General features: G+C 61.5%; 23 protein-coding genes and 1 pseudogene. 9 read left to right on the forward strand and 15 right to left on the reverse strand.

Translation table 11 applies throughout. The features are described from left to right. Position 1 precedes the first annotated feature (1 nt). A complete protein-coding gene (locus ACAM42_RS29815) occupies positions 2–730 on the reverse strand; it encodes a glutathione S-transferase (RefSeq protein ID WP_369630308.1) in 729 nt (242 codons plus the stop codon). 89 nt (positions 731–819) lie between these two features. After that, complete coding sequence (locus ACAM42_RS29820) at positions 820–1047, reverse strand: hypothetical protein (protein WP_062481748.1); 228 nt, start codon at positions 1045–1047, stop codon at positions 820–822. A gap of 276 nt (positions 1048–1323) precedes the next feature. Between ACAM42_RS29820 and ACAM42_RS29825 the strand changes: the two genes are divergently transcribed. From ACAM42_RS29825 to ACAM42_RS29845, 5 genes are all read left to right on the forward strand, one after another. Next, complete coding sequence (locus ACAM42_RS29825) at positions 1324–2529, forward strand: tyrosine-type recombinase/integrase (RefSeq protein WP_369630309.1); 1206 nt, start codon at positions 1324–1326, stop codon at positions 2527–2529. A gap of 454 nt (positions 2530–2983) precedes the next feature. Then, positions 2984–3685: a hypothetical protein gene (locus ACAM42_RS29830; RefSeq protein ID WP_369630310.1), complete on the forward strand. Its 702-nt coding sequence runs from the start codon at positions 2984–2986 to the stop codon at positions 3683–3685. A gap of 181 nt (positions 3686–3866) precedes the next feature. Beyond that, positions 3867–4565, forward strand: a complete 699-nt coding sequence (locus ACAM42_RS29835) for a helix-turn-helix transcriptional regulator (protein WP_369630311.1) — start codon at positions 3867–3869, stop codon at positions 4563–4565. Positions 4566–4927: 362 nt separating this feature from the next. Next, complete coding sequence (locus ACAM42_RS29840; protein WP_369630312.1) at positions 4928–6133, forward strand: hypothetical protein; 1206 nt, start codon at positions 4928–4930, stop codon at positions 6131–6133. A gap of 12 nt (positions 6134–6145) precedes the next feature. Then, positions 6146–7360: a hypothetical protein gene (locus ACAM42_RS29845; RefSeq protein ID WP_369630313.1), complete on the forward strand. Its 1215-nt coding sequence runs from the start codon at positions 6146–6148 to the stop codon at positions 7358–7360. 147 nt (positions 7361–7507) lie between these two features. On the opposite strand, the gene ACAM42_RS29850 is transcribed toward ACAM42_RS29845, so the two are convergent. The 3 genes from ACAM42_RS29850 to ACAM42_RS29860 all read right to left on the reverse strand — a co-directional run bounded on the left by ACAM42_RS29850 (position 7508) and on the right by ACAM42_RS29860 (position 9489). Next, positions 7508–8515, reverse strand: coding sequence for a hypothetical protein (locus ACAM42_RS29850; RefSeq protein ID WP_369630314.1), 1008 nt, complete (start codon positions 8513–8515; stop codon positions 7508–7510). A 110-nt stretch (positions 8516–8625) separates the two neighbouring features. Next, complete coding sequence (locus ACAM42_RS29855; RefSeq protein WP_369630315.1) at positions 8626–9036, reverse strand: hypothetical protein; 411 nt, start codon at positions 9034–9036, stop codon at positions 8626–8628. A gap of 66 nt (positions 9037–9102) precedes the next feature. Next, positions 9103–9489 (reverse strand): hypothetical protein, encoded by a 387-nt coding sequence (locus ACAM42_RS29860; RefSeq protein ID WP_369630316.1) that lies wholly within the window; start codon positions 9487–9489, stop codon positions 9103–9105. Positions 9490–9755: 266 nt separating this feature from the next. On the opposite strand from ACAM42_RS29860, the gene ACAM42_RS29865 reads away from it, so the two are divergent. After that, positions 9756–10232, forward strand: a complete 477-nt coding sequence (locus tag ACAM42_RS29865) for a helix-turn-helix domain-containing protein (RefSeq protein WP_369630317.1) — start codon at positions 9756–9758, stop codon at positions 10230–10232. Positions 10233–10963: 731 nt separating this feature from the next. On the opposite strand, the gene ACAM42_RS29870 is transcribed toward ACAM42_RS29865, so the two are convergent. The 5 genes from ACAM42_RS29870 to ACAM42_RS29890 form a co-directional block, all read right to left on the reverse strand. After that, on the reverse strand, positions 10964–11749 hold the full coding sequence (locus ACAM42_RS29870; protein WP_369630318.1) for a hypothetical protein: 786 nt from the start codon (positions 11747–11749) through the stop codon (positions 10964–10966). 232 nt (positions 11750–11981) lie between these two features. After that, complete coding sequence (locus tag ACAM42_RS29875) at positions 11982–12245, reverse strand: hypothetical protein (RefSeq protein WP_369630319.1); 264 nt, start codon at positions 12243–12245, stop codon at positions 11982–11984. Continuing rightward, positions 12226–12495 (reverse strand): hypothetical protein, encoded by a 270-nt coding sequence (locus ACAM42_RS29880; protein WP_369630320.1) that lies wholly within the window; start codon positions 12493–12495, stop codon positions 12226–12228. Before ACAM42_RS29880 ends, ACAM42_RS29875 begins: the two co-directional genes overlap by 20 nt. Continuing rightward, on the reverse strand, positions 12492–12803 hold the full coding sequence (locus ACAM42_RS29885) for a hypothetical protein (protein WP_369630321.1): 312 nt from the start codon (positions 12801–12803) through the stop codon (positions 12492–12494). Before ACAM42_RS29885 ends, ACAM42_RS29880 begins: the two co-directional genes overlap by 4 nt. Further along, on the reverse strand, positions 12800–13339 hold the full coding sequence (locus tag ACAM42_RS29890; RefSeq protein ID WP_369630322.1) for a hypothetical protein: 540 nt from the start codon (positions 13337–13339) through the stop codon (positions 12800–12802). The genes ACAM42_RS29885 and ACAM42_RS29890 overlap by 4 nt, the downstream gene beginning before the upstream one ends. A gap of 252 nt (positions 13340–13591) precedes the next feature. On the opposite strand from ACAM42_RS29890, the gene ACAM42_RS29895 reads away from it, so the two are divergent. Beyond that, positions 13592–13852: a hypothetical protein gene (locus ACAM42_RS29895; RefSeq protein ID WP_369630323.1), complete on the forward strand. Its 261-nt coding sequence runs from the start codon at positions 13592–13594 to the stop codon at positions 13850–13852. A gap of 10 nt (positions 13853–13862) precedes the next feature. Here ACAM42_RS29895 and ACAM42_RS29900 read toward each other — a convergent pair whose 3' ends face one another. Both ACAM42_RS29900 and ACAM42_RS29905 read right to left on the reverse strand, forming a co-directional pair. After that, on the reverse strand, positions 13863–14579 hold the full coding sequence (locus ACAM42_RS29900) for a YqaJ viral recombinase family protein (RefSeq protein WP_369630324.1): 717 nt from the start codon (positions 14577–14579) through the stop codon (positions 13863–13865). A gap of 105 nt (positions 14580–14684) precedes the next feature. Beyond that, complete coding sequence (locus tag ACAM42_RS29905) at positions 14685–15098, reverse strand: hypothetical protein (protein ID WP_369630325.1); 414 nt, start codon at positions 15096–15098, stop codon at positions 14685–14687. Positions 15099–15737: 639 nt separating this feature from the next. On the opposite strand from ACAM42_RS29905, the gene ACAM42_RS29910 reads away from it, so the two are divergent. Next, positions 15738–15992 carry a hypothetical protein gene (locus ACAM42_RS29910; protein ID WP_369630326.1) on the forward strand — a complete coding sequence of 85 codons (255 nt, stop codon included), beginning with the start codon at positions 15738–15740 and terminating at the stop codon, positions 15990–15992. A gap of 134 nt (positions 15993–16126) precedes the next feature. Here the strand turns inward: ACAM42_RS29910 and ACAM42_RS29915 are convergent, their stop codons facing one another. Both ACAM42_RS29915 and ACAM42_RS29920 read right to left on the reverse strand, forming a co-directional pair. Then, positions 16127–16528, reverse strand: coding sequence for a transposase (locus tag ACAM42_RS29915; RefSeq protein ID WP_369630327.1), 402 nt, complete (start codon positions 16526–16528; stop codon positions 16127–16129). A 263-nt stretch (positions 16529–16791) separates the two neighbouring features. Then, on the reverse strand, positions 16792–17856 hold the full coding sequence (locus ACAM42_RS29920) for a YadA family autotransporter adhesin (protein WP_369632817.1): 1065 nt from the start codon (positions 17854–17856) through the stop codon (positions 16792–16794). Between ACAM42_RS29920 and ACAM42_RS29925 the strand changes: the two genes are divergently transcribed. After that, on the forward strand, positions 17825–23527 hold the full coding sequence (locus ACAM42_RS29925) for a hypothetical protein (protein WP_369630328.1): 5703 nt from the start codon (positions 17825–17827) through the stop codon (positions 23525–23527). The genes ACAM42_RS29920 and ACAM42_RS29925 overlap by 32 nt on opposite strands. Here ACAM42_RS29925 and ACAM42_RS29930 read toward each other — a convergent pair. Beyond that, a pseudogene (locus ACAM42_RS29930) lies at positions 23518–24045 on the reverse strand (ESPR domain-containing protein); the annotation flags it as partial. The gene ACAM42_RS29925 and the pseudogene ACAM42_RS29930 sit on opposite strands and share 10 nt — an antisense overlap. Positions 24046–24064 lie beyond the last annotated feature (19 nt).

The following is a 24064-nucleotide window of genomic DNA, read 5'->3' on the forward strand; positions in this document are numbered from 1 at the left end:
CTCAGCCGTCCAGCTCGGCATAGCGCCGAAAGATCCCATCCTCATTGAACGCGATGCGTCGGGGACTTTGCAGGTAGTCGTGCACGCGCTGGCGTCGCCGGATGTTCGCGTGCAGCTTCACGACCGCGGGCGTGGCGTCGAGCGCCCGCGCAGCGGCCTTCGGAAAGGCGTACTGCAGGCCGTCCACCAGCTGGAACAGCGACAGGTCGGCATAGGTCAACACGTCGCCGACCAGGTGCAGGTCGCCCGAAGGGTTGCGCTGCAGCACCTGCTCGAACCAGTTCAGGAACTTCGGGATGCGCGCTTCGCGGAAGGCGCGCGCACGCTGCAGGGCCGCGTCGCGCTGCTCTTCGTAGTAGTCGCCGGTCGAGATCGGGTGGTGGGTGTCGTGCGCCTCGGCCACCGCGTCGGCGATGGTGAGCTGCAGCTGGTGGGTCCACAGGCCGTCGGATTCGCCGATGCCGGCCAGCCCGAGCTTGGGGCCGAGGTACAGCAGGATCGCGGCGGTCTGTCCCACCACGATGTCGCCGTCGACGAGGAACGGCGGTGCGAACGCGGCGCGCGGGTTGCCGGGGTCGCTGAGCCGGCGGCCCAGCGCGGACTCGCCGCCGCCTTGCGAGGCGGGCAGCCGCGCGACATCGACGTAGTCGGCGCCCGCCGCTTCGAGTGCGAGCCGCACGAATTCGCCACGGCCCTGGATCGTGGGCCAGTAATGCAGTTGGTATGCCATGCGGCCATGGTGGCAGGGCCGGCGGGGCGCTGCAACCGATGATCGGCTGCGAGGGATGTCAGATCAGGCGGCGAAGGCGCGCGGCCGGCTCACCAGAACTTCCACCACGGGCGCGGCGGCTGGCGCAGGGCCAGGGGGCGGGTGTCCAGGTCGGCGCTCTGGCTCGGCGGAATCGAATCGCCGAAGCGGCGGCGCATCTCGGCCTCCAGGGCATGTGCGATGCCGCGGGCCTGTTTCTCGCCGCGCAGCGCGCGCCGACGCCATTCGGCGGCGTGTGCTGCGAGGCTGGTTTCGTCCAGTTCGGAGAGCTCCATCATGCGGGGAATTTTTACATGCGTGCGTCCGGGTGACAGGGTGCAACGGCGTGTCACGGCCCGGTCGCGCGGATCTCCGGATCGGCCTTGTCTTGCAAGGCCGCGCCGGGTCGGGGAAGAAGTGAAAAAACCGGAAGCCCTTGCGGAATTTCCGGTCTTGAAGGTGGTCGCCGCCAGGAACCAAACTCTTGGCTCCAGGCCGCATAACTCCTTGCTATTCTAACGTTCGATTTTGGCGTATACCCCGAAAAATACCCCGACCCTTGAAAACTCAGCATCATGCCGCTATCCGACGTCAAAGTCCGCAATCTCACCGCGCCCGGTCGCTATACCGACGGCGAAGGTTTGTATCTTCAAGTTATGCCGAACGGTGGCCGGTACTGGCGCATGAAGTACCGCTTCGGCGGCAAGGAGAAGTTGCTCGCCTTCGGTGTGTATCCGGTTGTGGGAATCAAAGAAGCACGCGAAAAGCGCTTCACGGCCAAGCAGACTCTGAGCAGAGGCGAGGATCCCGGGGCACTCAAAAAGGCCGCCAAGGAGAAAGTCATTCAGGAAACGACCAGCACACTTCAAGCGGTCGCCGAGGACTGGCTTTCTCATCAAGCGGGACGCTGGGAGGCAAATACGCTGGCCCGCACCCGCTCCTCGCTAGAGGCCGACGTTTTTCCGACGCTCGGAAGTGTTCCCATGGCAGAGATCACGCCGCGACAAGTCATGGATGTGGTGAAAAAAATCGAGATTCGGGGTGCAGGGGAGATCGCGATGCGTGTTCTGCAGCGCGTCAAGGCGATCTACCGATACGCCACGACACACCAACACATCGATCGCAATCCCATGGTGGACCTCGTCCCCTCTGAAATTCTGAAGCCCAGGCGTGTCCAACACCGCGCCGCACTCGGGCCCGCAGATCTACCCGAGTTTCTCGCCAAGTTGGACGTGTACCAAGGCGACCCACACACGGTTCATGCTCTGCGCCTGCTGATGCTGACCGCTGCGCGGCCAGGCGAAGTTCGAAGTGCCCGCTGGAATGAATTTGAGCTGGGAGCGAAGCTGTGGCGCATTCCTGCCGAGCGCATGAAAATGCGGACCGAGCATGTGGTGCCGTTGTCGGCCCAGGCTGTGGCCGTGGTGGAGGCCATGAAACCTTTGAGTAGCCATCGAGAACTCGTGTTCCCGAGCCCCTTCTACCCATCCAAGCCCCTCAGCGAGAACACCTTCAATAGCGCGATGGCGCGCATGGGCTACAAATACTTGGCAACCGCCCATGGCTTTCGAGCGCTTTTCTCTACCGTGGCGAACGAAGCAGGGTGGAACGCGGACGCCATCGAACGTCAACTTGCCCATGCGGAACGCGATCAGGTGCGCGCCGCCTACGACAGAGGCGCGCGACTGCCTGAACGAATCAAGTTGATGGACTGGTGGGCAAATTACCTTGACAGCCGGCGCAACGGGCAGGTCATCCCCTTCCCGCAACAGGCCGCATGAAGACTTGCCGACTCTGCTTCCCCGCACTTCAAGCCAAACCCAATCCGTTTGTAGCTTCGGTACAGGCGCCTTGAACCGGCACATCAATGACGTCCTATCCAGCACCATCACGGACATGTTGGCGTGAATCGCGAATGGCTTCCTCGCCCCAGATTTGCCGTTTCAAGTGATTAGGCTCAGGCGAGCTACGTCAAAGGCGGCGCGCATGGAAAACGGATTTGCCGGCTTACGACGGCAACGAGCCCATCTCACAGCGCCCCGAACTCAAGAGCACGATGATTCGCGGCGCCTGCAGACCGAATCAAAGACACGAATCATGGCGCCCGACGTCGATCTTCTTTCGGGAGAAACAAGCATTTGGCAAAGCCGCACTATTGAAGAATCAACTGGCATCGAGTCGCTGGCATGTTAGTCTTATTGTTTCAATCTGTATCAACGAGGCCGAAGTTATCCAATGAACACCGAGAGTGACCAAAACATCCCAGAAGAATTCCGTCGAATCGTGCACCGAGCTCATCGCCTGTTGAACACATTGGAACGTGAGTACTTTGAAATCAGACCCCAGCACGGTCAGAACGGCTTCAGGGAGCGTGTGTTCAACAGAATGAACGATTCTTCGATCACTAACCCGGGCGAGCTCGTTCTGCCCATGGGGGACGTGTCAGTCGAGAAGGTGACCGAATTCATCGAGATCGAGGGAGATGCTATCGAGTCGGATCTGTGGTGGATCTATATGGCTTGTGCGCATACGGTGGCCTCCGCCAGGGCACTTCAAGTTGGCGATCGAGATCTTGCTTGGGAGCTCTTGTGCGATGCCCATAAGTCCACTGGTGTCGTGCTGGTGACCAACCGGTCCGAAGAAATATTCACCAAGACTGTTGTTGATCTATTCAACAAGAGCAAAGCCTCTAAGGCTGGCGAAGCTCGCCACCGCCAGACTGCAGCAATGAAGGCGAGGGCGTATGAAATCATGCGCAGCCGCAACGATTGGCTCAGCCAGTCGAATGCAGCACTCAGTGTTGAGGCGGACCTGAAGGCAGAGTTCGGCGAGAAGGCCTTGAGAGATTTTGAGGGAACGATCACAGCGTGGATCAAAGCGATGCCCGACCGGCTTGAACTGATCCCATCATTGAAAAAGCGGCTGAGTCAGTCGTAGATCGCGTCGCATTTGGGCTAGACCTAACATTGCGCACCCGGTGCCCTCTTTTTTCAGCCGAATTTGGGGGGTCTGCCTAGCTGACCAAGGGGAGTCTGCCAGGCTGGAGCAGTGTCTGAAGATGTCCGATATGGAGAAACTTGATCCCGTCGCAACCAACCACTACCGACGGAGAACCAAGATGTCCAACGCGAACCAAGCGCCAACCCTGGCTGGTCAAAACTACCAACTCATCCGCAAGAAGCGCTTGCTCGAGAAGGTCCCCTTCTCGAAGAGCACGCTCCACGCAAAAATGGCGAAAGGCCGGTACCAAGATACCACCTTTCCCCGTCCGATCTACTTTCCCAACAGTCGCATCCCCTACTGGCGCGAGGCCGCGGTCGACAGCTGGATCGCCTTGGCCGAGCGCCACTCCCGCCAAGGGGATGAAGCTCACGCTGAAGTGGCGCACCCGACTGCTCCGCCGTCCTCGTCGTTGACGGTGCCCCAAACGCAGCCCGTGCACCAGCCTGCGCAAGCCGTCACGCCGAACCGCGACGTAGTGCGCGGCGTGATTTCCGCCACTGGCACTGATGGCCGTCCCAAGCAGATCTCTGTTGTGATGCGCCGCAAGCGTGCAGCAATGCCCATCGCCGCCGCGCCCATGGCCCAGCCACTGCCTGCTGCGCGGAATGACGAAGTCGCAGCAAGCCAACCCCCGGAATACTGGACGTACACGTCCTGCCTGAAAAAATCTGCGCCGGAGCAGGCGAAGCCCTCGCTGCCCATGCCGTACGAGCTGAGCCCCGTGTATGGCGAATACGCTGGCAGCGCCCGCACGCAGCAGGTTGCACCGGCAACTCCGTCTGCGCAGCCCATGTTCACCACGGGCCGGATCTGAGTATTTTTCACTCGACGACGAACTAAACCGCCAGCGGACAACTATCGGACACACGGGTGACGATGGTTGTCCGACGGCGGACTATATGCCGCCAGTGGAGCCAAAGCGCCAGCATATCGGTGAGCGCCGATTTGTGGGAGCGCTGCGCATTCGAGTCACCTTGATGCCGAGCGCATCGACCTCATCGAATTCGAATTGCGTCATCACCACTAACACTATTGCAAACCCTCCTTCTCCCTGGGGGATACGAGAAATGAAGCCTCCTTCCTTCGGAAGGATTCAACGTCCTCAAAGCAATGGTGAGGTCTCTCTTTTTTATTGATCGCTGCCATCAAAGGCAGCGTGAACCGACACATCAAAAAATGAAACAACCCAATCATGACATGCGTGAACCGATCACGCCCTCCTCTGAAGAAGCGGATATCAACGACGTCATGGCCAAGCTCGCTCTTCGCCAGCGAGCAATTGAATGGACCCCGAAGAACGACGAGCACCCTGAGCAGGGGCTCCAAGTCGGGCGTGCCAATGTCCATGACCGGATCATCTCGCTCCTGCATGAGCTGGCCAAAGAAGTCATGCGCCCGTCAGATCCGCCTTTCTTCGCGGAGCACGGCAAAACCCGCAGCTTCGTGCGCTGCACGCCGCTCGGTCAGCAATTGGTCGACGCAGCGTGCGCTGACTTCTATCAAATCCAAGCGGACTACCCCCTGCACGACTTTTCCCCGGTCTACAAGGTCTTTGCGCGCCTGCGCCGCCTGATGCCTGGCTTTCCGTCCTCGTACTTCAACCGCTCGGTTTCGGTGCACGATGCCGATCAAACCGTGGTTCAAGCACTCTGGTTCGTGAGGGCATTGCGCCGAGCGCTCGGCCGGGAATCTGTCAAGACGGCGAACGAAAACTTCCGCCGAGGGGCGATGGACAACTTCAACGGCCTGAGCGACTCCGTGGGCTGGCTGGCCCAGCGTCGCAAAGACGTGATCGGCTTGCGCTTCGATTTGTACGAACGCGCAGCCGGGTCTGAGCCAGTCAAGCTGGGCGACGCGGCCAGCTTGGATGGCTTGGATGAGTTCATGGCCTGTCGCGAGCGCTTTCATCGTTCGCTCCATCGCCGCTTTGGGAAAAAGCTGTTGGGGTACTTCTGGGCACTCGAATACGGACGTGAGAGCAAATATCACGTGCACTACTTCATCATGCTCGATCCTCGCGGGAACGAGGATCATGTGGGCCTGGTCGAGATGCTGGGCGAGAAGTGGGTGTCCCTGACCGAAGGACGTGGGTACATCTACAACGGCAACGCGCACGCCGATCACCAAACGTATCCCGTGCTCGGCCGCGTGAATCTGGACGACCCGCAGACGATCACAGGTTTGCAGTTCCTCATGAGCTACTTGACGCTCGCCGGATTGTTCGTGAAGCTGGACGTGAACAAGCGGTTCCGTACCTTCTCCAAGGGACGCTTTCCGAAGGGGCCGCTGCGCAAGGCGGGGCGTCCGCAAGATCGTGTGTCTGGCTCGCGCCTGAAAATCACCGTCGCGCAGGCGCGCGCGAATTTCATGAAGTTCATTTGAAGACAAGCGCCCATGTTCCCGTTCCCTCAGAACACGCATGGGGGCTTGCCCCCTCAGAAGCCCGCGGCAGGCAGCCGTTCGCATGCATTTCGTGGTCGCCGGCCGGCTCAGGCTGTGCCGCGGGTAGCGAAGATCCAGTTGCTGCGCCAGGCACTCGCAGAGCGCATGTGCGACATCGAGATTCAGCAGCCTGCACCGATTCATGCTCCTGCGCGAGTCTGGCAGCCTGCCTATGCGCCTCAAGGTAGCGTCGCCACGCCGCCGGCAGACCGTTTGTTCCCACGCTGGGAAACAATGGGCTACGGGGACCACCTATTAACCATCAAGGCCTTCGCAAAGACCTGCTTCTGCGCGAGCACGATGACGGCATCAGCCTTCAATCTCACGTCGCGCGGATGGAAGGCTAGTCGCTTGGGGAAGAGCTTCCTCGAAGTGGTTTCTGTCGTTGAATTCTGGAGCCGCGCCCGGCGCGACGACGCGCGCTTTGATCCGCAGGTGCAACTTGCAGTCGATGTGTTTCAACAGGTCGGCCTTTTGGAGGGAACGGCGATGGGGCCGCTGGCGCAGGTTGAGCGCTGGTTCGCCCAGGGCTACGCAGCCGCATCGGTCGCCGTCCGGGTGAATGCGTTTTTCGTTGAACTGAACAAGCGTGGACAGCAAGTCAGCATGGGGCGGAAAATGCAGTTTCACGAAGACATGCATGCGGCTCGAGGGCGTGAGGTGCGCTCGTACCTCACGGGAGGGCTCAAACGTCACCCCGGCTGTTCCTTCCTGCGATTCGAGCTGTGCATGGGCCGCAATTCCATGTCGAGCAGGCAAGATGAATACGGCTTCATGCTGGACGCCAGCGCCCGCTACTTGCGCGATCTTCGCCAAGAATTCGGCGAGGCCATTGTGTGTGCCATCCGCAAGGTCGATCGCGGAAACACGAGCGACTACCTTGTCCACGTCGTGCTTGCGATCGATGGTCCCCGCCCGCACGAGCTGTTCGCGATGCGACAGACGCTCTCGGAGGGCTGGAAGGCCCAGACGCAAGGTATTGGATACCTGATCGACTGCAGCGCAGTCGAGACGTTCATGTACCGGGGCGCTGGCAATCACTTCAACCAGCACGAGTCGAGTTCAAGCCTGTTGGACAAGGCGGCCGTCTTCCTGGCAGACACGGATCGCATCATCCATGTCGGGTATGACGAGGAGCGCACTGGCCTGCTCATCGGGAGCCCCTGACGTCGTAAATGATCGACGGTGCGGCAATGGTGCTCGTGCCTTGATGCTGAAGCTGATCTCAGACAAAAAATAAAAGCGTTCAAACCGCAGAGGTTCGGACGCTTTTACATCACGAGGTTGGTCAGTACGCGGAGTCGATCTCGGGTGTTACCCCGCCGGCTTCGCGCCCTTGTACCTGTATATGCGCTTGCCTGGATAAGCGCCAGGCACGGATTCGATCGGAAAGCGTTCGTCGAACAGGTCAGGCGCCTTCATCCCCAGCCCGTACTTGGTCATGAAAACGAGGTATTCAGCCATGCGCTTCGGATCCATCAGGTACACCGGGATCGTGCCCTTGGACTCAACGTCATCCACCGTGAAAGTGGAACTGAGCAACTCGGCATTTTCACCCTCTCGGTATCGAAACAACGTCTTCACCTTCACGTCGTGGTTCTTGTTGTAGAACGCATCCACATCCTTGACCACGGCCGCATGTGTTTGCACGGCCTCGCGCTCGAACTTTTCACTCCATTGGGCCGCTTCGTCGATTTCATGCTGCGCGGCCTGGGCCGCCTCAGCGCTCTTTTGCCTTTCCGCCTCAAAGGTTGCGAGCAGCGCCTCCTTTTGCTTCGACAGCACGGCAACGTCAGCTTGCAGCTTGGCCTCCCAGACGCCTGGGGCCGGTGGCGCGCTCGGGCGCGTTAGCGGGGCCCCGGTCAAGGAGATCCACGGGCTCCAGGTTGCATTGGCGGCGCGCTCGATGCTGCGGTCCATCTCGGCCAGCTTCTGGGCCGCTTGAGCCGCGCGCTCCTCGGAACGTCGCCCCGCGTCTACTTGTGCACTGCGCGCGCCGCTGAGGTCTGTGCTGACTGAAAGGCCGGCAAGGCTCGAACGGGTTTTCAGCGCAGCGAGTTCAGCCTGCTTCGCCTTATCACGGATGTCATCTGTCAGCTTGATCGAGCATGTGTGCGTAACGATGGTGGCATTGTTCATGATCTCACTGGTCCAATCGCTGCTCTTGCATTCCTTGATCTTGCTCAGCGTTTCGCCGACAGTGAATTCGTCACCGTGCAAGCGCGTGTCTTTGACTGCGGAAATCTTGCTGTCACCACAGGCCGTCAACGCGGCCAAGAGGCAACCGAGGCCGATCAACTTGATGGCATTGAGGGGAATCATCTGAGAGTTTCTCTGTAAAAAATGGTTGTGGGGATGATGGATATGGAGGGGGCAGAACTGCTTGGGCGCCGTCTCGCCTGTACTCGCCATTGCTGCCACTCAGGGGGCGCCTAGCAGCGATGTTTGGGGTTACGCGGCCGGCGCGGGTCGGTACCGAGCACAGCGCCCTCCTTGGTCATGCATACGCCATCGGCACAGGCATAGCCGGGCGCCTTCAGAACAGCGGGATCGGCATCACCGATCTCGCAGCGCAGTTCGTCGAAGTCGAATTCCTTGTAGGAGCTCGCGCGATCGGTCGTCGTGTAGTACACGCCGTTGCCACCTGCCTGCACCTGAATCGGGTAGACCGGGTACTTGAGGTCGCGACTCCAGCCCTGGATCTGGATCGCCATGGCCGAGCGGTCGATCTGGTGCCTTACGGCATCGGGGTTGGTCAGCGGATCGATGCCCTTGGCGAGCGCCAGGGGCGTCACGACGACAGCAAGGAGCACCGCGAAGACGGTGCCGAGCGTGGTTTTCATAGGGAGCCTTCAAGAGAGAGGACTAGAAGCGATCGACCAAGCGCAGCCGCACTGGTCGAAGGCCGTTCAGCCGAGCTTGGTGTCGACAGGCTTGGGCGCAATCAACTGCGGGATATTCCAGTCAGCCGGAAAGGTATCGACCGGCACCCAGCCGTTCTTCACATAGGAGCGTGCCGAGATCCTGTTGCCGAAATGACCGACTAGGCCACAGGCGATGAGGATCGCCCAGGTCTGTGCCACCCAGTCTTCGGCCGGGTCGAGCACCAGCAAGATGGCCAGACCCACGACGAAGAAGGTCGCGTATAGGAAGACCGCGCACAGCAGCGCCAGCGGCCATTGGCCGCGCATCAGGAATGCGATCGGTCCGAAGAAGAAGAGCTGCCACGAGTAGCCGTGCTTGACGAAGCGGGTTTGGTTGTTCTTGGCGAAGTGAATATTGGTAGTGGATTTCATGATCGGGAGGGTGAGAGAGAAATCGAAGTTTGAGTAGACGACTGGGGTTCGGACGAGCTGCAGCGCACTCAACTGCATTGATGGAAAGGCTGGGTTAGGCGGGGCGACGCGCCCTTCCCTCCTGGACATTTCGGCGACTGCTGACTGCCGCGTTGGCATTCAGATGCGCTCCCTGTCTCGCTCGGACGGCGGTGTTCGTAGTAGACGTACCTGGTCTCCTCGGATGCTTACAGAACGCATCATATATAACGCAGACCAAACAAGTCATGTTGCCGACGCTGCGGCACATGAAATCGCAGAAATCCCAAGCGGCTCCGTCAGCCGCTCAGACGCCAGGGCCCGACCGAAAATCGAGCAGCGGCAACGCTCTTTCTCGCGCGCTCGGGGAGAACTTGAAACGCATCCGCCAGGAAAGAGGCCTGACCCAGCAGAATCTGGCTTTCGCGGCCGAGATGGACCGGACGTTCGTCTCGTTGTGCGAGCGAGGAGGAACGAATCCATCTCTTTTCAGCTTGGGGACGTTATGCTGGTGCTTGAACGTCACTTTGGCCGATTTGTTTGCTGGCATTGAGCACACATTGCCGCCATCGGGAGTGCCTGGTGGCAGCAAGCGTCGATCGAACCAGGCCTCGCATGAGTCACGACCGCCCTCCGCTGCGACGCTGAAGCGAGCAGAAACCATGAAGCGGAAAAAGCTCGCGATCGAAGAAGCCACCGCCCACAAGCGTCGACCAAAGAAGTGACCCCGACACGGATAGGTCGGGCTCTTCGTAACGGTGAGGCAAGGCTGCGGCAGCAACGCGGAGCGGCCTTGCTCACAAAACGGCGTCGCCTCAATCGGTCAGAGAGCTGAGCGATCAACAGAAGATCAGATCTCTCATCGGTCGTAATGCGAAGACCGCACCGTTGCTTGCGGTTTTCTGCCGCTGAAAGGCGGCTATCAGCCGCCAAGAAGATCGCGCAGGCCGGATGCCAAGCCGACGATGAGTCCAGCCAAAAAGACCAGCGCGTAGACAACCAGATATTCCAGTGGGCCTGCGGCTGTGGTCATGCTGGCATCCTTGCTGCGCTGTCTCGCGGCAGCGAAGCGAATCGTCTGGTTTCGTTGACGGCAGTCCTAGGCTTTCGCCCCGCCGCCTTCAAATTCAGAACGACTGTGGTGCGTCGCGGGGCATTGCGAACTCCGCCTAACCGGTCAGCTCGGTTGCGGTGAAACATGTTTCGAGGGGTCATGGAAGGGCTCCTTGCTTGATATGAGGAATGGCTGTTGATGCGCCTCTACGAGGCCGCTGGTCTCTGGGTGCTGTGTCGATTGCTGCGAGATGAACCTCTTGCTCAAGAGCGCGACGGGCCTGCTCCAGACGGTATGGGTCGCGCTGCTTGGACAGCAAGACAGCCCGGTCCACACGCTCCAGAAATGCCTCGTCGAACTCAGGCTCCTCAGTCTTTACTGAGTCGCTCGTTCGAGACGTGCTCATCGCGAACTCTTGCCAAGGAACACGGCCTGCACGCGCCCTGCTCCACTGCCATGGGCTGGGAATCCCACGATCGAGGTACGGTCACGCTGCTGACAGATGCCGCAGTTCAGACAATCGGAATTCCCGGTGCTCCCCGGGCAAACGATCACCTGACGCCCGGCCGGCGTTTGGGTCGGCTTGGCGAGCCCTTGGGGAAGGACGACCACGACGGGCGCGATGCCAAGATCCGCGTACGCGTCAGCCTGGACCAAGGTCTCGGCACTGAGGTTGACCGTGAAGCCAAGCCTGTTCGCATTGAGGATCGCCGCCTGATTGACGGGTGTCGGCGGATAGTGGGTGTAGGTGAACCCACGACGCCCCCGGTTCGCCATGGCCAGCCTCGTGAGCTGTCGGGCATTGATGACGCCAGGCGCTTCGGGCGTCAGATCGCCCGCCTGGTTGTGCCGCCACAGGGCATGGCGCCGCAAGCTGGCGATGTCCTTGAGCAACTCATCGAACGTGTGCCCTCGCCGCCCGTCGGACACGTGGCGCCAATGAATGGCCAAGGGTCCATTTTCCGCGTAGCAGCCGTTGTCCTTGAAGCCGCAGCTCGGCGGGCACGAGTTCGCACTCGTGGTTGTCACCGGAATCGGACCTGTCTTGCGGTTGCGGCTGACGCGCACCAGGTGATAGGTGCACGGGTCCCGTTCAGCGAAGTTCTTGGGAGCGCGGTCCGGGCATTCTTGAGGCGCCCGGCTGGTGTTCGGGCGAGCTTGTGCCCGCGCCATGATTGGAATGGACAAGATCTATCCTCTATGTTGTGAGCGCAGCCGTTGAAGGCCGGCGCCATGAAGTGCCGCCCCCAAGGGGCGAGCCAGACCCACGCGCACGCCCGCCCCGCTCCAGGCCAGAGAGGCCGGGGCGCGGTGGGCGGGCGTGGGGGGAAAAGAAGAAATCGGACGGAGCCGTCCGGTGCGGGCGCGAGACGCCCTTTTCACTTTCTGTGCAGCTGAAGCGGGTCAGCTGCCGCAGGGATCAATGCCTTTGCGTGGGTGACACGGCAGCCGGTGGACTTGCGTCACTGCGGCCAAGCCTCCTGGCCAGCTTGTCCTGCACCTCCTCGGCGCAGCCATGCCAGGCACGGCCACTGACCATGGGGGTGTCCAGTGCTTCGGGATCCATTGCAGCCAGGTGCCCGGCGTACTGCTGCAGCGCCTGCATCACGAACGCCTGGATGAGCCCGCCGTAGGCACTGAACTCCATCAGTTCGATGACGAATTCAACGTTGGTCGATGGCATGCTCGCTCACCTCGCTCACTTCACATGTCGACTGAAGAATCTCGAAGCCCGCATCGGCCACGAGGCCCGGATCGAGCAACATGACCAGGTCATCCGAGATGCCCGAGCGCAACGACGCCCACACCTCATCGTCAAGGCCATCCTCGCGCGCACGAACCTTGGCAGCACCAGCGAGCGCTTCCTCATCGAAGATGGCAAGCTCGATGCTGAACACCACCACCGTGCGGGGCATGGACGACGTGCCGCTCATTCGCCCTCCCCCGTGTCGATGCGCGAGATCTCCGCGCCGAACGCCAGTGCCGCGTTGTCGCGGTTGGGCGCTCCGTTGTGGAGAATCCACCAATCGGGCGGGCTGTACGGAACGGTCATCACCCCCAGGTAGCCGCCTTGCGAGGCATAGCCCACCACCTTGGCGCGGCCGATGGCGTTGATGCGGATGATCACGTCGTCGCCGATCGAGGGGACCTCGAAGTCGGCCGACCACTTGAACAGGTCGTGGGCGAAGGGGTCGCGGGTATGGGGCGGCACTGTGGCGTGCCGCCGGAATCTGGTTTTCATGGATGTTTCTCTTGTGGATGTTTTTGTTGGGAAGGCAACACCGTCGCGCTGCCGAGCTGTCGGGATTTCAGGCGGCAGATCAGGCCGTCGCTCTCGCGCGCCACATCCCAGCCACGACGACCCAGGCTGCGGCGCAGCACGTAGGTCCATTCGCCGTAGGAGACGCGCAGACCCGGGCGGATGGCTGCTCGCTTGGCGGCCCGGTTCGCATGGAACTCACGCACCTTCTCGCGCCATGGCCCTGCGTAGGGCCCAGTCGGAGGACTGGCCCGATCCAGGAAGACCAGCGGACAGTCGAAGTAGTACGGCCCGCAGCTCTCGTCCATGCTCTTGACGGCCACTTCACCCTTCCTGCAATCGATGAGGGTCAGGCCGATCCAGATCCGCCCGGCGTGTTCACCCGAACGGTTTTGTGCCAGGAACCACAGGCGGTTGCCGATCGAGCGGTGAGCGAGCACCGCGGCGAAGCCCTCCACGTTCTGCAGTTCGTCATGGACGGCCTGCTCTTTGGACGCTCGGTAGACGATGCTTCCCATATCAGTGGCTCCCGTTGGACGGACGAAGCGAGGCGGCGCCGGCACAAAGTCGGCGGAAGGAAGGGGGCGGCGCAAAGCCGACGCCGGTTGTTGTGAGATACATGTGGTTGGGCATGAGGCAGACGTAAAAGAGCCCGCGCAAGGCGGGCTCGTGGGTTGAGTAGGGAAATTCCGGACATGGCCGCCGGCCGTCGGAGGTGGGTTGTCGCGCGCGTTGGCATGTGAGGGCGACGGGGCGGCACAATCGGCCCCATGAAGACCGCTGAGATGCTGACCGACGAGGAGCTGGGAGCCCTTGCGAGTGAGTGGCGCAAGAAGGCGCTGCAGGGAGACCTCCACGCGCGCGGCATTGCTCACGAGTTCGAGACAGAGATGCGCCGCCGTGTTGGTGCGCCGTCCACGAATTACGACGCCTTGGATCTGCGGCCTCTGGAACTACGGAAAGCAGCGCAGCCCCGGTGGTGGCGGTTCTGGCGAGCCGAGGGATCGCGGGCTTCGACCACGCACCGCTAGAGATTGAAGATCAAGGCATGGCCTGCTCACATTGAGCAGGCGGCGCCTGATCAAGCTCGACGCAGTGCCAGAACTCACGTTCGGCGTCGACGAGTCGGGAGATCTCGACCTCCTCGCGTTCAACGCGATGAATCTGCAGATCCTGCCCGCAAATCAACGCCACGACATCGACGGCCTGGGCGCCGGTGACGGCCAGTTGATGCAGCATTTGGATCCGAACGTAGGCGGGAAGACCTTCGACCCACAGCGCAGCCGCATCCATGCCGACGCATCGGCATTCCAGAAGCTGGACATTGGTGGCACCGACCACTTCGCGGCCCGGATGGGTAACCATCCAAGGGTGTTGCGGGTGCCGTAGAAAGGTGCTGGTGCGCCGCACCTGACGCCCAGTACGCACCGTGTAGTGCGCTGCCACGATGGGGTCGAGCAGTCGGCTCCAGTAGGCAGCATCATCGGGCATCGACGCAGCTCCCGGTGTCGGCTGTAGCAGCTCTGCGCGCTCGGTCTTCTCCATCCAGAGCCGAACCGGAGACTTGAAGGGATCCCGGCCCACGGCCGCAGCGGCATCCAGGTTTCCGATGCCAGTCTCGTACACGTTCGACCAGCGCTCGGACAGTTGAGCCTGCGCGCGGGTGGCCTGGACCAGTCGCAACGCCGGGACGCGCGAACGCGAGGGGGTTGTCGGGACGCGCTTAGAGCTGCCCGTATCAGGGTTCAGGTTCATCATGATTTCTCCTTGAAGAGTTGGAATCGATCGCCATCCAGCAAAAAGCCCCGCCCTCTGAATGCAGAGGCGGGGCTTCGATCGGGGAGGGGTGAGGTGAGAAGAGGGTCAGCGGCGCGAGGCCGAGAAGGTCTGGCCACGCGCCAGGCAGCGACGGTTGCGCAAGATTGCGTCGTCGACAGCCTCGCCGAGCGCCGCGCCGACAGCGCAGCCGGCGATGGCTCCGCTCAGGCCGCCGAGGATGGCGCCGGCGACGATGCCAAGAGGCGTGCTGGCAGTCGCCGTCGCAGCCATGGCCATGCCGATCTCGGCCCCAGTGATGACGCCCGACAGCGCACCGGAAACGCCACCGGCAGCTCCGGCTAAGGTGCCGATGGCCGCACCAGTCTTCTTGCCGGAGTCGCGGGGAACGGTGCGTCGCGACTGGCAGGCGGGGCAGGCGAAGTTCGGAGACTGGAAGTGGGGCTCATGGTCGGGAAAAGGTTCATCGTTGAACGTGGAGGATGTGAAGTCGTGATCCATGGGGTTTGGGAGTGCAGTGGCATCCCCGGGAAGGACAGAACACACGTCTGGCAGAACCAGACGGCACAAAACCCAGCACGGCGGAGGCCGGGCTGGGCTTTGCTGGAGGCGGATGGACTTTCTGCTGTCTATCCGGTGTAGTTATATGGGGCTGAAAATTTCTGGAGTCGCCGCGGCAGCTCGCGTCGGAAATTCCAGCAGAGGACAAGAAGCTCGAGGCTGGTCGCGCGGCAACTCGCCTGGCCTTCAACACAACGGCTATTCACGCATGAGCCGCTCAATACAAAGCAATCCGCTGCGTTGACTCTGAGCCATCACGTCGTTTCATTCGCGCCGAACACCATCGGTTTGATCGCTGTCCGGGACAGCCCGGGATGGTCGGTACTTCAAATCATCGTGTCCCAATTTCTTGACTATCCCTGCTCGGGCATTGCCGATCGCTATGCCCCAGGAGGCTGCTTTTTTTGCACGGCGGTCCATCTACGGACCAGGGCTGCGCTTTTCGAGCGGCTCGTCACTCTCCGGCTCCCCTACACCTTCGTTCAATAGAAATCTGGCCGGCGCTACTGTTGAATCACCAGTAAATCGCCATGCTCAATTCAGCGCCCACCCGCGAGCCCCCACCCAGCAGGAGCCATCATGCACGACCACATCGTTCCCCCATCCCACGACAGGCCCTTTCGCTTCGTGCAGCGCTTTCCAGTGCGGCCCAGTGCTACTTCGCTGCAGCAGACCGTGCAGGCGTGCCAGTACCGCGAGATGGAAAACGCATTTCGCGCAAGTGGCGGAATGATGAGTTCCGATGCTCAGAAGCTTGGTGTGAGCAGGCTGACGTTGTACAACTGGAAGAACCAGCTTCTGGGACGTGAGGCAGCCCCATCGAATACCGGGTGAGCCTTGGACTTGCGGCATAAAACCAGTCCAAGTTTTCCGCCGCACCCCCGGTGGCTCAGTTCTACTTCGGCGCGGACAAGCCAGGCTGTTGAGGCCAGCGCGGAAGTCGATGGCCTCGCGGTGCAGGTAGACCTTCAGCCCTTCGTCAAAGCGGAACACCGCAGCCTCCCGAGCGCATCAAGAAGTTGGCCTACTCGCTCCAGTTCGCAACCCCGCAGGTCGATCACCACGCCATTGGGCAATCTCGCCTGCAGGTCTATTGGCACGCTCATCGGCGCCACTGTCGCTTGCAACGTCTGAGTCTGCACCGGAACGAATGCATCCACATTGCTGGCCGACACCTGATCGTCGCGCGGCGCTGCACTGGCGGCTACCGCCCGATCATGCTTGCGCACCCACGTACTCAACTGGTTCGCGTTGATGCCGCAATCCCGCGCCAGCTTCACCATCGAGATTCCAGACGTCGCACAGGCCGCAATCAACTCCTGCTTGGCCTGCTTGTCATAGACGCATCGCCCATCTCGCTTGTGGCCCACCACAAGCCTTCTGGCCAGATCTTCTATCCACTCTGAAATGACGTTCCCATCTACATGAACATGGGAACGTAGCCTCCTGACTCAGCTGACCTTACGCAAGGGCGTGGAACATTGATCGCTTACGCTTGAGGTGCTTCCGTCGTCGACCTTCGGCAGGTCGAGACGGTAAGACTGGCCGCTTACAGCGTAGGAGTCTTCTTGCCCATTGAAGATAGCATCGTGATGACTTCGGTGGGTTTTTTTCCACGCAAGGCAACTGCTCGTCAATCAAACTCATAGCCAACTCCAGCACCGATATTGAACTTGGCACCGCTGTAGCCACCATGGATCTTGTAGACCCATTTGCCGTTGTCCGACCGCGCCGAGAAACCAACGGCCATCGCGCTATAGCCAGAGTAATTTCCCACTCCCAGTGAAAGCAACGTCTTGCCAGGTGTCATTGCTTGTGGCAATGAGCTCATGGCAGTAGCCATTGCGATCCCTGAGTAGGCAACACGCTGTGTGCCAGCCAACTGCGATTGCACTTGACTGAGCTGCTGCACGTTGACCGCGTCGCCGGGCAGAATGCCCGGTGCCACGTTGCTGATGCGCGTGCCGCCTGCCGCTTCACCGGCGCCCAGCGTGATCTGGTTGTAGTTCACCGACCCGTCGGGGTTGGTCGCGTACTGCACGCTGCTGGCCTTTGATGCCGCCGAGGCTGCCTTCAGTTGCGCCACGTTGGTCGCGTCGCTGTCGGCCGTGCCCGCCGCCACGCCGGTGATCTGGCGGAACTGGCCGTTGGCCGCGTCACCCACCGACACCGCTGCCTGCGTGCTGGTGGTCGCCCTGATGGCGGCCTCCTGCTGCGCCGACGCGCTGCCCGGCACGTAGCCGGCCACGCCCGCCGGAGTGGAAGCCACCGAGCCGGAGCCCAGCGCCACGCCGCCGCTTTGCTGCACTACCGCGCCGAAGCCGATGGCCGTGCCCTTGGAGACGTTCTGCGTCTGGCTCAGCGGCGTGCCGCCGGCATCCGCGTTGTCGCCCAGGGCCACGCCGCCGCCGCCGGCACGTGCATTGGCGCCGATGGCCTGCGAGCCCGTAGCCAATGCGCCGGTGCCGATAGCGATCGCATTGGTGCCTGTCGCCTGTGCGCCGAAGCCCACCGCAACCGCGCCGTCGGCCGTCGCCCTCGCGCCGTTGCCGGCCGCGAAGGAGTTGGCGCCGCTGGCCACCGACTGCGGGCCAATCGCCACGGCTTCCTGACCGCTGGCCACCGAGTCGCCCGCCGTCGATTTGGCGTGAAAGTACTTCGCGCCAGTGTTATTGATTGAGCTGACCGATGTGGACAAGCTGTCGATGCTGCTGTTCGTGGTGCTCAGCCCCGTGGACAGGCTGGAGATGCCGCTGGTTGCAGTGCTCAGGCCCGACGACGTAGACGTCGACAGGCTGCTCACACTGCTGTTCGTGGTGCTCAAGCCCGTGGACAGACTGGAGATGCCGCTGGTTGCAGTGCTCAGGCCCGACGACGTCGAAGTCGACAGGCTGTCCAGGTTGCTGTTCGTGGTGCTCAAGCCCGTGGACAGGCTGGAGATGCCGCTGGTTGCAGTGCTCAGGCCCGACGACGTCGAAGTCGAGAGACTGCTCACATTGCTGTTAGTCGTGCTCAGCCCCGTGGACAGACTGGAGATGCCACTCGTAGCCGTGCTCAGGCCCGACGACGTAGACGTCGACAGGCTGCTCACACTGCTGTTCGTGGTGCTCAAGCCCGTGGACAGACTGGAGATGCCGCTGGTTGCAGTGCTCAGGCCCGACGACGTCGAAGTCGAGAGACTGCTCACATTGCTGTTAGTCGTGCTCAGCCCCGTGGACAGACTGGAGATGCCACTCGTGGCCGTGCTCAGACCTGACGACGTAGACGTCGACAGGCTGTCCAGGTTGCTGTTCGTGGTGCTCAAGCCCGTGGACAGACTGGAGATGCCACTCGTGGCCGTGCTCAGGCCCGACGACGTAGACGTCGACAGGCTGCTCACACTGCTGTTCGTGGTGCTCAAGCCCGTGGACAGGCTGGAGATGCCGCTGGTTGCAGTGCTCAGGCCCGACGACGTCGAAGTCGAGAGACTGCTCACATTGCTGTTGGTCGTGCTCAGCCCCGTGGACAGACTGGAGATGCCACTCGTAGCCGTGCTCAGGCCCGACGACGTAGACGTCGACAGGCTGCTCACACTGCTGTTGGTCGTGCTCAGCCCCGTGGACAGACTGGAGATGCCACTCGTGGCCGTGCTCAGACCTGACGACGTAGACGTCGACAGGCTGTCCAGGTTGCTGTTCGTGGTGCTCAAGCCCGTGGACAGACTAGAGATGCCACTCGTGGCGGTGCTCAGGCCCGACGACGTCGAAGTCGAGAGACTGCTCACATTGCTGTTCGTCGTGCTCAGCCCCGTGGACAGACTGGAGATGCCACTCGTGGCCGTGCTCAGGCCCGACGACGTAGACGTCGACAGGCTGCTCACACTGCTGTTCGTGGTGCTCAAGCCCGTGGACAGACTGGAGATGCCGCTGGTTGCAGTGCTCAGGCCCGACGACGTCGAAGTCGACAGGCTGTCCAGGTTGCTGTTCGTGGTGCTCAAGCCCGTGGACAGGCTGGAGATGCCGCTGGTTGCAGTGCTCAGGCCCGACGACGTCGAAGTCGAGAGACTGCTCACATTGCTGTTGGTCGTGCTCAGCCCCGTGGACAGACTGGAGATGCCACTCGTAGCCGTGCTCAGGCCCGACGACGTAGACGTCGACAGGCTGCTCACACTGCTGTTGGTCGTGCTCAGCCCCGTGGACAGACTGGAGATGCCACTCGTGGCCGTGCTCAGACCTGACGACGTAGACGTCGACAGGCTGTCCAGGTTGCTGTTCGTGGTGCTCAAGCCCGTGGACAGACTAGAGATGCCACTCGTGGCGGTGCTCAGGCCCGACGACGTCGAAGTCGAGAGACTGCTCACATTGCTGTTCGTCGTGCTCAGCCCCGTGGACAGACTGGAGATGCCACTCGTGGCCGTGCTCAGGCCCGACGACGTAGACGTCGACAGGCTGCTCACACTGCTGTTCGTGGTGCTCAAGCCCGTGGACAGACTGGAGATGCCGCTGGTTGCAGTGCTCAGGCCCGACGACGTCGAAGTCGACAGGCTGTCCAGGTTGCTGTTCGTGGTGCTCAAGCCCGTGGACAGGCTGGAGATGCCGCTGGTTGCAGTGCTCAGGCCCGACGACGTCGAAGTCGAGAGACTGCTCACATTGCTGTTGGTCGTGCTCAGCCCCGTGGACAGACTGGAGATGCCACTCGTAGCCGTGCTCAGGCCCGACGACGTAGACGTCGACAGGCTGCTCACACTGCTGTTGGTCGTGCTCAGCCCCGTGGACAGACTGGAGATGCCACTCGTGGCCGTGCTCAGACCTGACGACGTAGACGTCGACAGGCTGTCCAGGTTGCTGTTCGTGGTGCTCAAGCCCGTGGACAGACTAGAGATGCCACTCGTGGCGGTGCTCAGGCCCGACGACGTCGAAGTCGAGAGACTGCTCACATTGCTGTTGGTCGTGCTCAGCCCCGTGGACAGACTGGAGATGCCACTCGTGGCCGTGCTCAGGCCCGACGACGTAGACGTCGACAGGCTGCTCACACTGCTGTTCGTGGTGCTCAAGCCCGTGGACAGACTGGAGATGCCGCTGGTTGCAGTGCTCAGGCCCGACGACGTCGAAGTCGACAGGCTGTCCAGGTTGCTGTTCGTGGTGCTCAAGCCCGTGGACAGACTGGAGATGCCACTCGTAGCCGTGCTCAGGCCCGACGACGTAGACGTCGACAGGCTGCTCACACTGCTGTTCGTGGTGCTCAAGCCCGTGGACAGGCTGGAGATGCCGCTGGTTGCAGTGCTCAGGCCCGACGACGTCGAAGTCGAGAGACTGCTCACATTGCTGTTAGTCGTGCTCAGCCCCGTGGACAGACTGGAGATGCCACTCGTAGCCGTGCTCAGGCCCGACGACGTAGACGTCGACAGGCTGCTCACACTGCTGTTCGTGGTGCTCAAGCCCGTGGACAGGCTGGAGATGCCGCTGGTTGCAGTGCTCAGGCCCGACGACGTAGACGTCGACAGGCTGCTCACACTGCTGTTCGTGGTGCTCAAGCCCGTGGACAGGCTGGAGATGCCGCTGGTTGCAGTGCTCAGGCCCGACGACGTCGAAGTCGAGAGACTGCTCACATTGCTGTTGGTCGTGCTCAGCCCCGTGGACAGACTGGAGATGCCACTCGTAGCCGTGCTCAGGCCCGACGACGTAGACGTCGACAGGCTGCTCACACTGCTGTTGGTCGTGCTCAGCCCCGTGGACAGACTGGAGATGCCACTCGTAGCCGTGCTCAGGCCCGACGACGTAGACGTCGACAGGCTGCTCACACTGCTGTTCGTGGTGCTCAAGCCCGTGGACAGACTGGAGATGCCGCTGGTTGCAGTGCTCAGGCCCGACGACGTCGAAGTCGACAGGCTGTCCAGGTTGCTGTTCGTGGTGCTCAAGCCCGTGGACAGGCTGGAGATGCCGCTGGTTGCAGTGCTCAGGCCCGACGACGTCGAAGTCGAGAGACTGCTCACATTGCTGTTAGTCGTGCTCAGCCCCGTGGACAGACTGGAGATGCCACTCGTGGCCGTGCTCAGGCCCGACGACGTAGACGTCGACAGGCTGCTCACACTGCTGTTCGTGGTGCTCAAGCCCGTGGACAGACTGGAGATGCCGCTGGTTGCAGTGCTCAGGCCCGACGACGTCGAAGTCGACAGGCTGTCCAGGTTGCTGTTCGTGGTGCTCAAGCCCGTGGACAGGCTGGAGATGCCGCTGGTTGCAGTGCTCAGGCCCGACGACGTCGAAGTCGAGAGACTGCTCACATTGCTGTTGGTCGTGCTCAGCCCCGTGGACAGACTGGAGATGCCACTCGTAGCCGTGCTCAGGCCCGACGACGTAGACGTCGACAGGCTGCTCACACTGCTGTTGGTCGTGCTCAGCCCCGTGGACAGACTGGAGATGCCACTCGTGGCCGTGCTCAGACCTGACGACGTAGACGTCGACAGGCTGTCCAGGTTGCTGTTCGTGGTGCTCAAGCCCGTGGACAGACTAGAGATGCCACTCGTGGCGGTGCTCAGGCCCGACGACGTCGAAGTCGAGAGACTGCTCACATTGCTGTTCGTCGTGCTCAGCCCCGTGGACAGACTGGAGATGCCACTCGTGGCCGTGCTCAGGCCCGACGACGTAGACGTCGACAGGCTGCTCACACTGCTGTTCGTGGTGCTCAAGCCCGTGGACAGACTGGAGATGCCGCTGGTTGCAGTGCTCAGGCCCGACGACGTCGAAGTCGACAGGCTGTCCAGGTTGCTGTTCGTGGTGCTCAAGCCCGTGGACAGACTGGAGATGCCACTCGTAGCCGTGCTCAGGCCCGACGACGTAGACGTCGACAGGCTGCTCACACTGCTGTTCGTGGTGCTCAAGCCCGTGGACAGGCTGGAGATGCCGCTGGTTGCAGTGCTCAGGCCCGACGACGTCGAAGTCGAGAGACTGCTCACATTGCTGTTGGTCGTGCTCAAGCCCGTGGACAGACTGGAGATGCCACTCGTGGCCGTGCTCAGACCTGACGACGTAGACGTCGACAGGCTGTCCAGGTTGCTGTTCGTGGTGCTCAAGCCCGTGGACAGACTAGAGATGCCACTCGTAGCCGTGCTCAGGCCCGACGACGTAGACGTCGACAGGCTGCTCACACTGCTGTTGGTCGTGCTCAGCCCCGTGGACAGACTGGAGATGCCACTCGTGGCCGTGCTCAGGCCCGACGACGTAGACGTCGACAGGCTGCTCACACTGCTGTTCGTGGTGCTCAAGCCCGTGGACAGGCTGGAGATGCCGCTGGTTGCAGTGCTCAGGCCCGACGACGTCGAAGTCGAGAGACTGCTCACATTGCTGTTAGTCGTGCTCAGCCCCGTGGACAGACTGGAGATGCCACTCGTGGCCGTGCTCAGACCTGACGACGTCGAAGTCGAGAGACTGCTCACATTGCTGTTGGTCGTGCTCAGCCCCGTGGACAGACTAGAGATGCCACTCGTAGCCGTGCTCAGGCCCGACGACGTAGACGTCGACAGGCTGCTCACACTGCTGTTGGTCGTGCTCAGCCCCGTGGACAGACTGGAGATGCCACTCGTGGCCGTGCTCAGGCCCGACGACGTAGACGTCGACAGGCTGCTCACACTGCTGTTCGTGGTGCTCAAGCCCGTGGACAGGCTGGAGATGCCGCTGGTTGCAGTGCTCAGGCCCGACGACGTCGAAGTCGAGAGACTGCTCACATTGCTGTTGGTCGTGCTCAGCCCCGTGGACAGACTGGAGATGCCACTCGTAGCCGTGCTCAGGCCCGACGACGTAGACGTCGACAGGCTGCTCACACTGCTGTTCGTGGTGCTCAAGCCCGTGGACAGACTGGAGATGCCGCTGGTTGCAGTGCTCAGGCCCGACGACGTCGAAGTCGAGAGACTGCTCACATTGCTGTTGGTCGTGCTCAGCCCCGTGGACAGACTGGAGATGCCACTCGTAGCCGTGCTCAGGCCCGACGACGTAGACGTCGACAGGCTGCTCACACTGCTGTTGGTCGTGCTCAGCCCCGTGGACAGACTGGAGATGCCACTCGTGGCCGTGCTCAGACCTGACGACGTAGACGTCGACAGGCTGTCCAGGTTGCTGTTCGTGGTGCTCAAGCCCGTGGACAGACTAGAGATGCCACTCGTGGCGGTGCTCAGGCCCGACGACGTCGAAGTCGAGAGACTGCTCACATTGCTGTTCGTCGTGCTCAGCCCCGTGGACAGACTGGAGATGCCACTCGTGGCCGTGCTCAGGCCCGACGACGTAGACGTCGACAGGCTGCTCACACTGCTGTTCGTGGTGCTCAAGCCCGTGGACAGACTGGAGATGCCGCTGGTTGCCGTGCTCAACCCCGTGGAGGTTGAAGTCGACAATGTGTAGAGCTGTGATCCATTCACAGCTTCAGCACTCGTGGCACTTATCGCCCCGGCCGCCACACCTGAAAGCAACACACCGCCGGTCGGCCCAGCCCCTGCCACGCTACTCAGGGTCAAGAGCTTTCCGCTCGTACCACCAGGCCGCAAATATATGAGCCCGTTGCCACCACTGACTTCGATCTGCGTTCCATTAGAGCTAACAAACGCAAAAGTCGAACTCCCGGCGGTGCCGAAAATAGGCGCATCAGCCTGGGAGCAAGTATTGCCAGCGCCGTAGGCAGACCCTCCGACGAGATACGAGGCCGAAGAGGAGAAATTGCTGTTGCTTGCACAGAGCCCCGAAGCTTGCTGCGCCCGCACCTCCGACAGGAAAGCGATTCCGTCAAAGAAAATTAAAGTACCCAAAGCAGCTGCAGCGGCAACTTTTCTTAGACTCGGCTTCCCTCGTGCCGAATCATTTTCCGAGGCTGCGACCCAAGCGCCAAGTGCGTCATTCCAAATAGTTTTGTAGCACTTATTCATTTAATATCGTCCAGATAAT

The sequence above is a fragment of the Variovorax sp. V35 genome (assembly GCF_041154465.1).
GTDB lineage: Bacteria > Pseudomonadota > Gammaproteobacteria > Burkholderiales > Burkholderiaceae_C > Variovorax > Variovorax boronicumulans.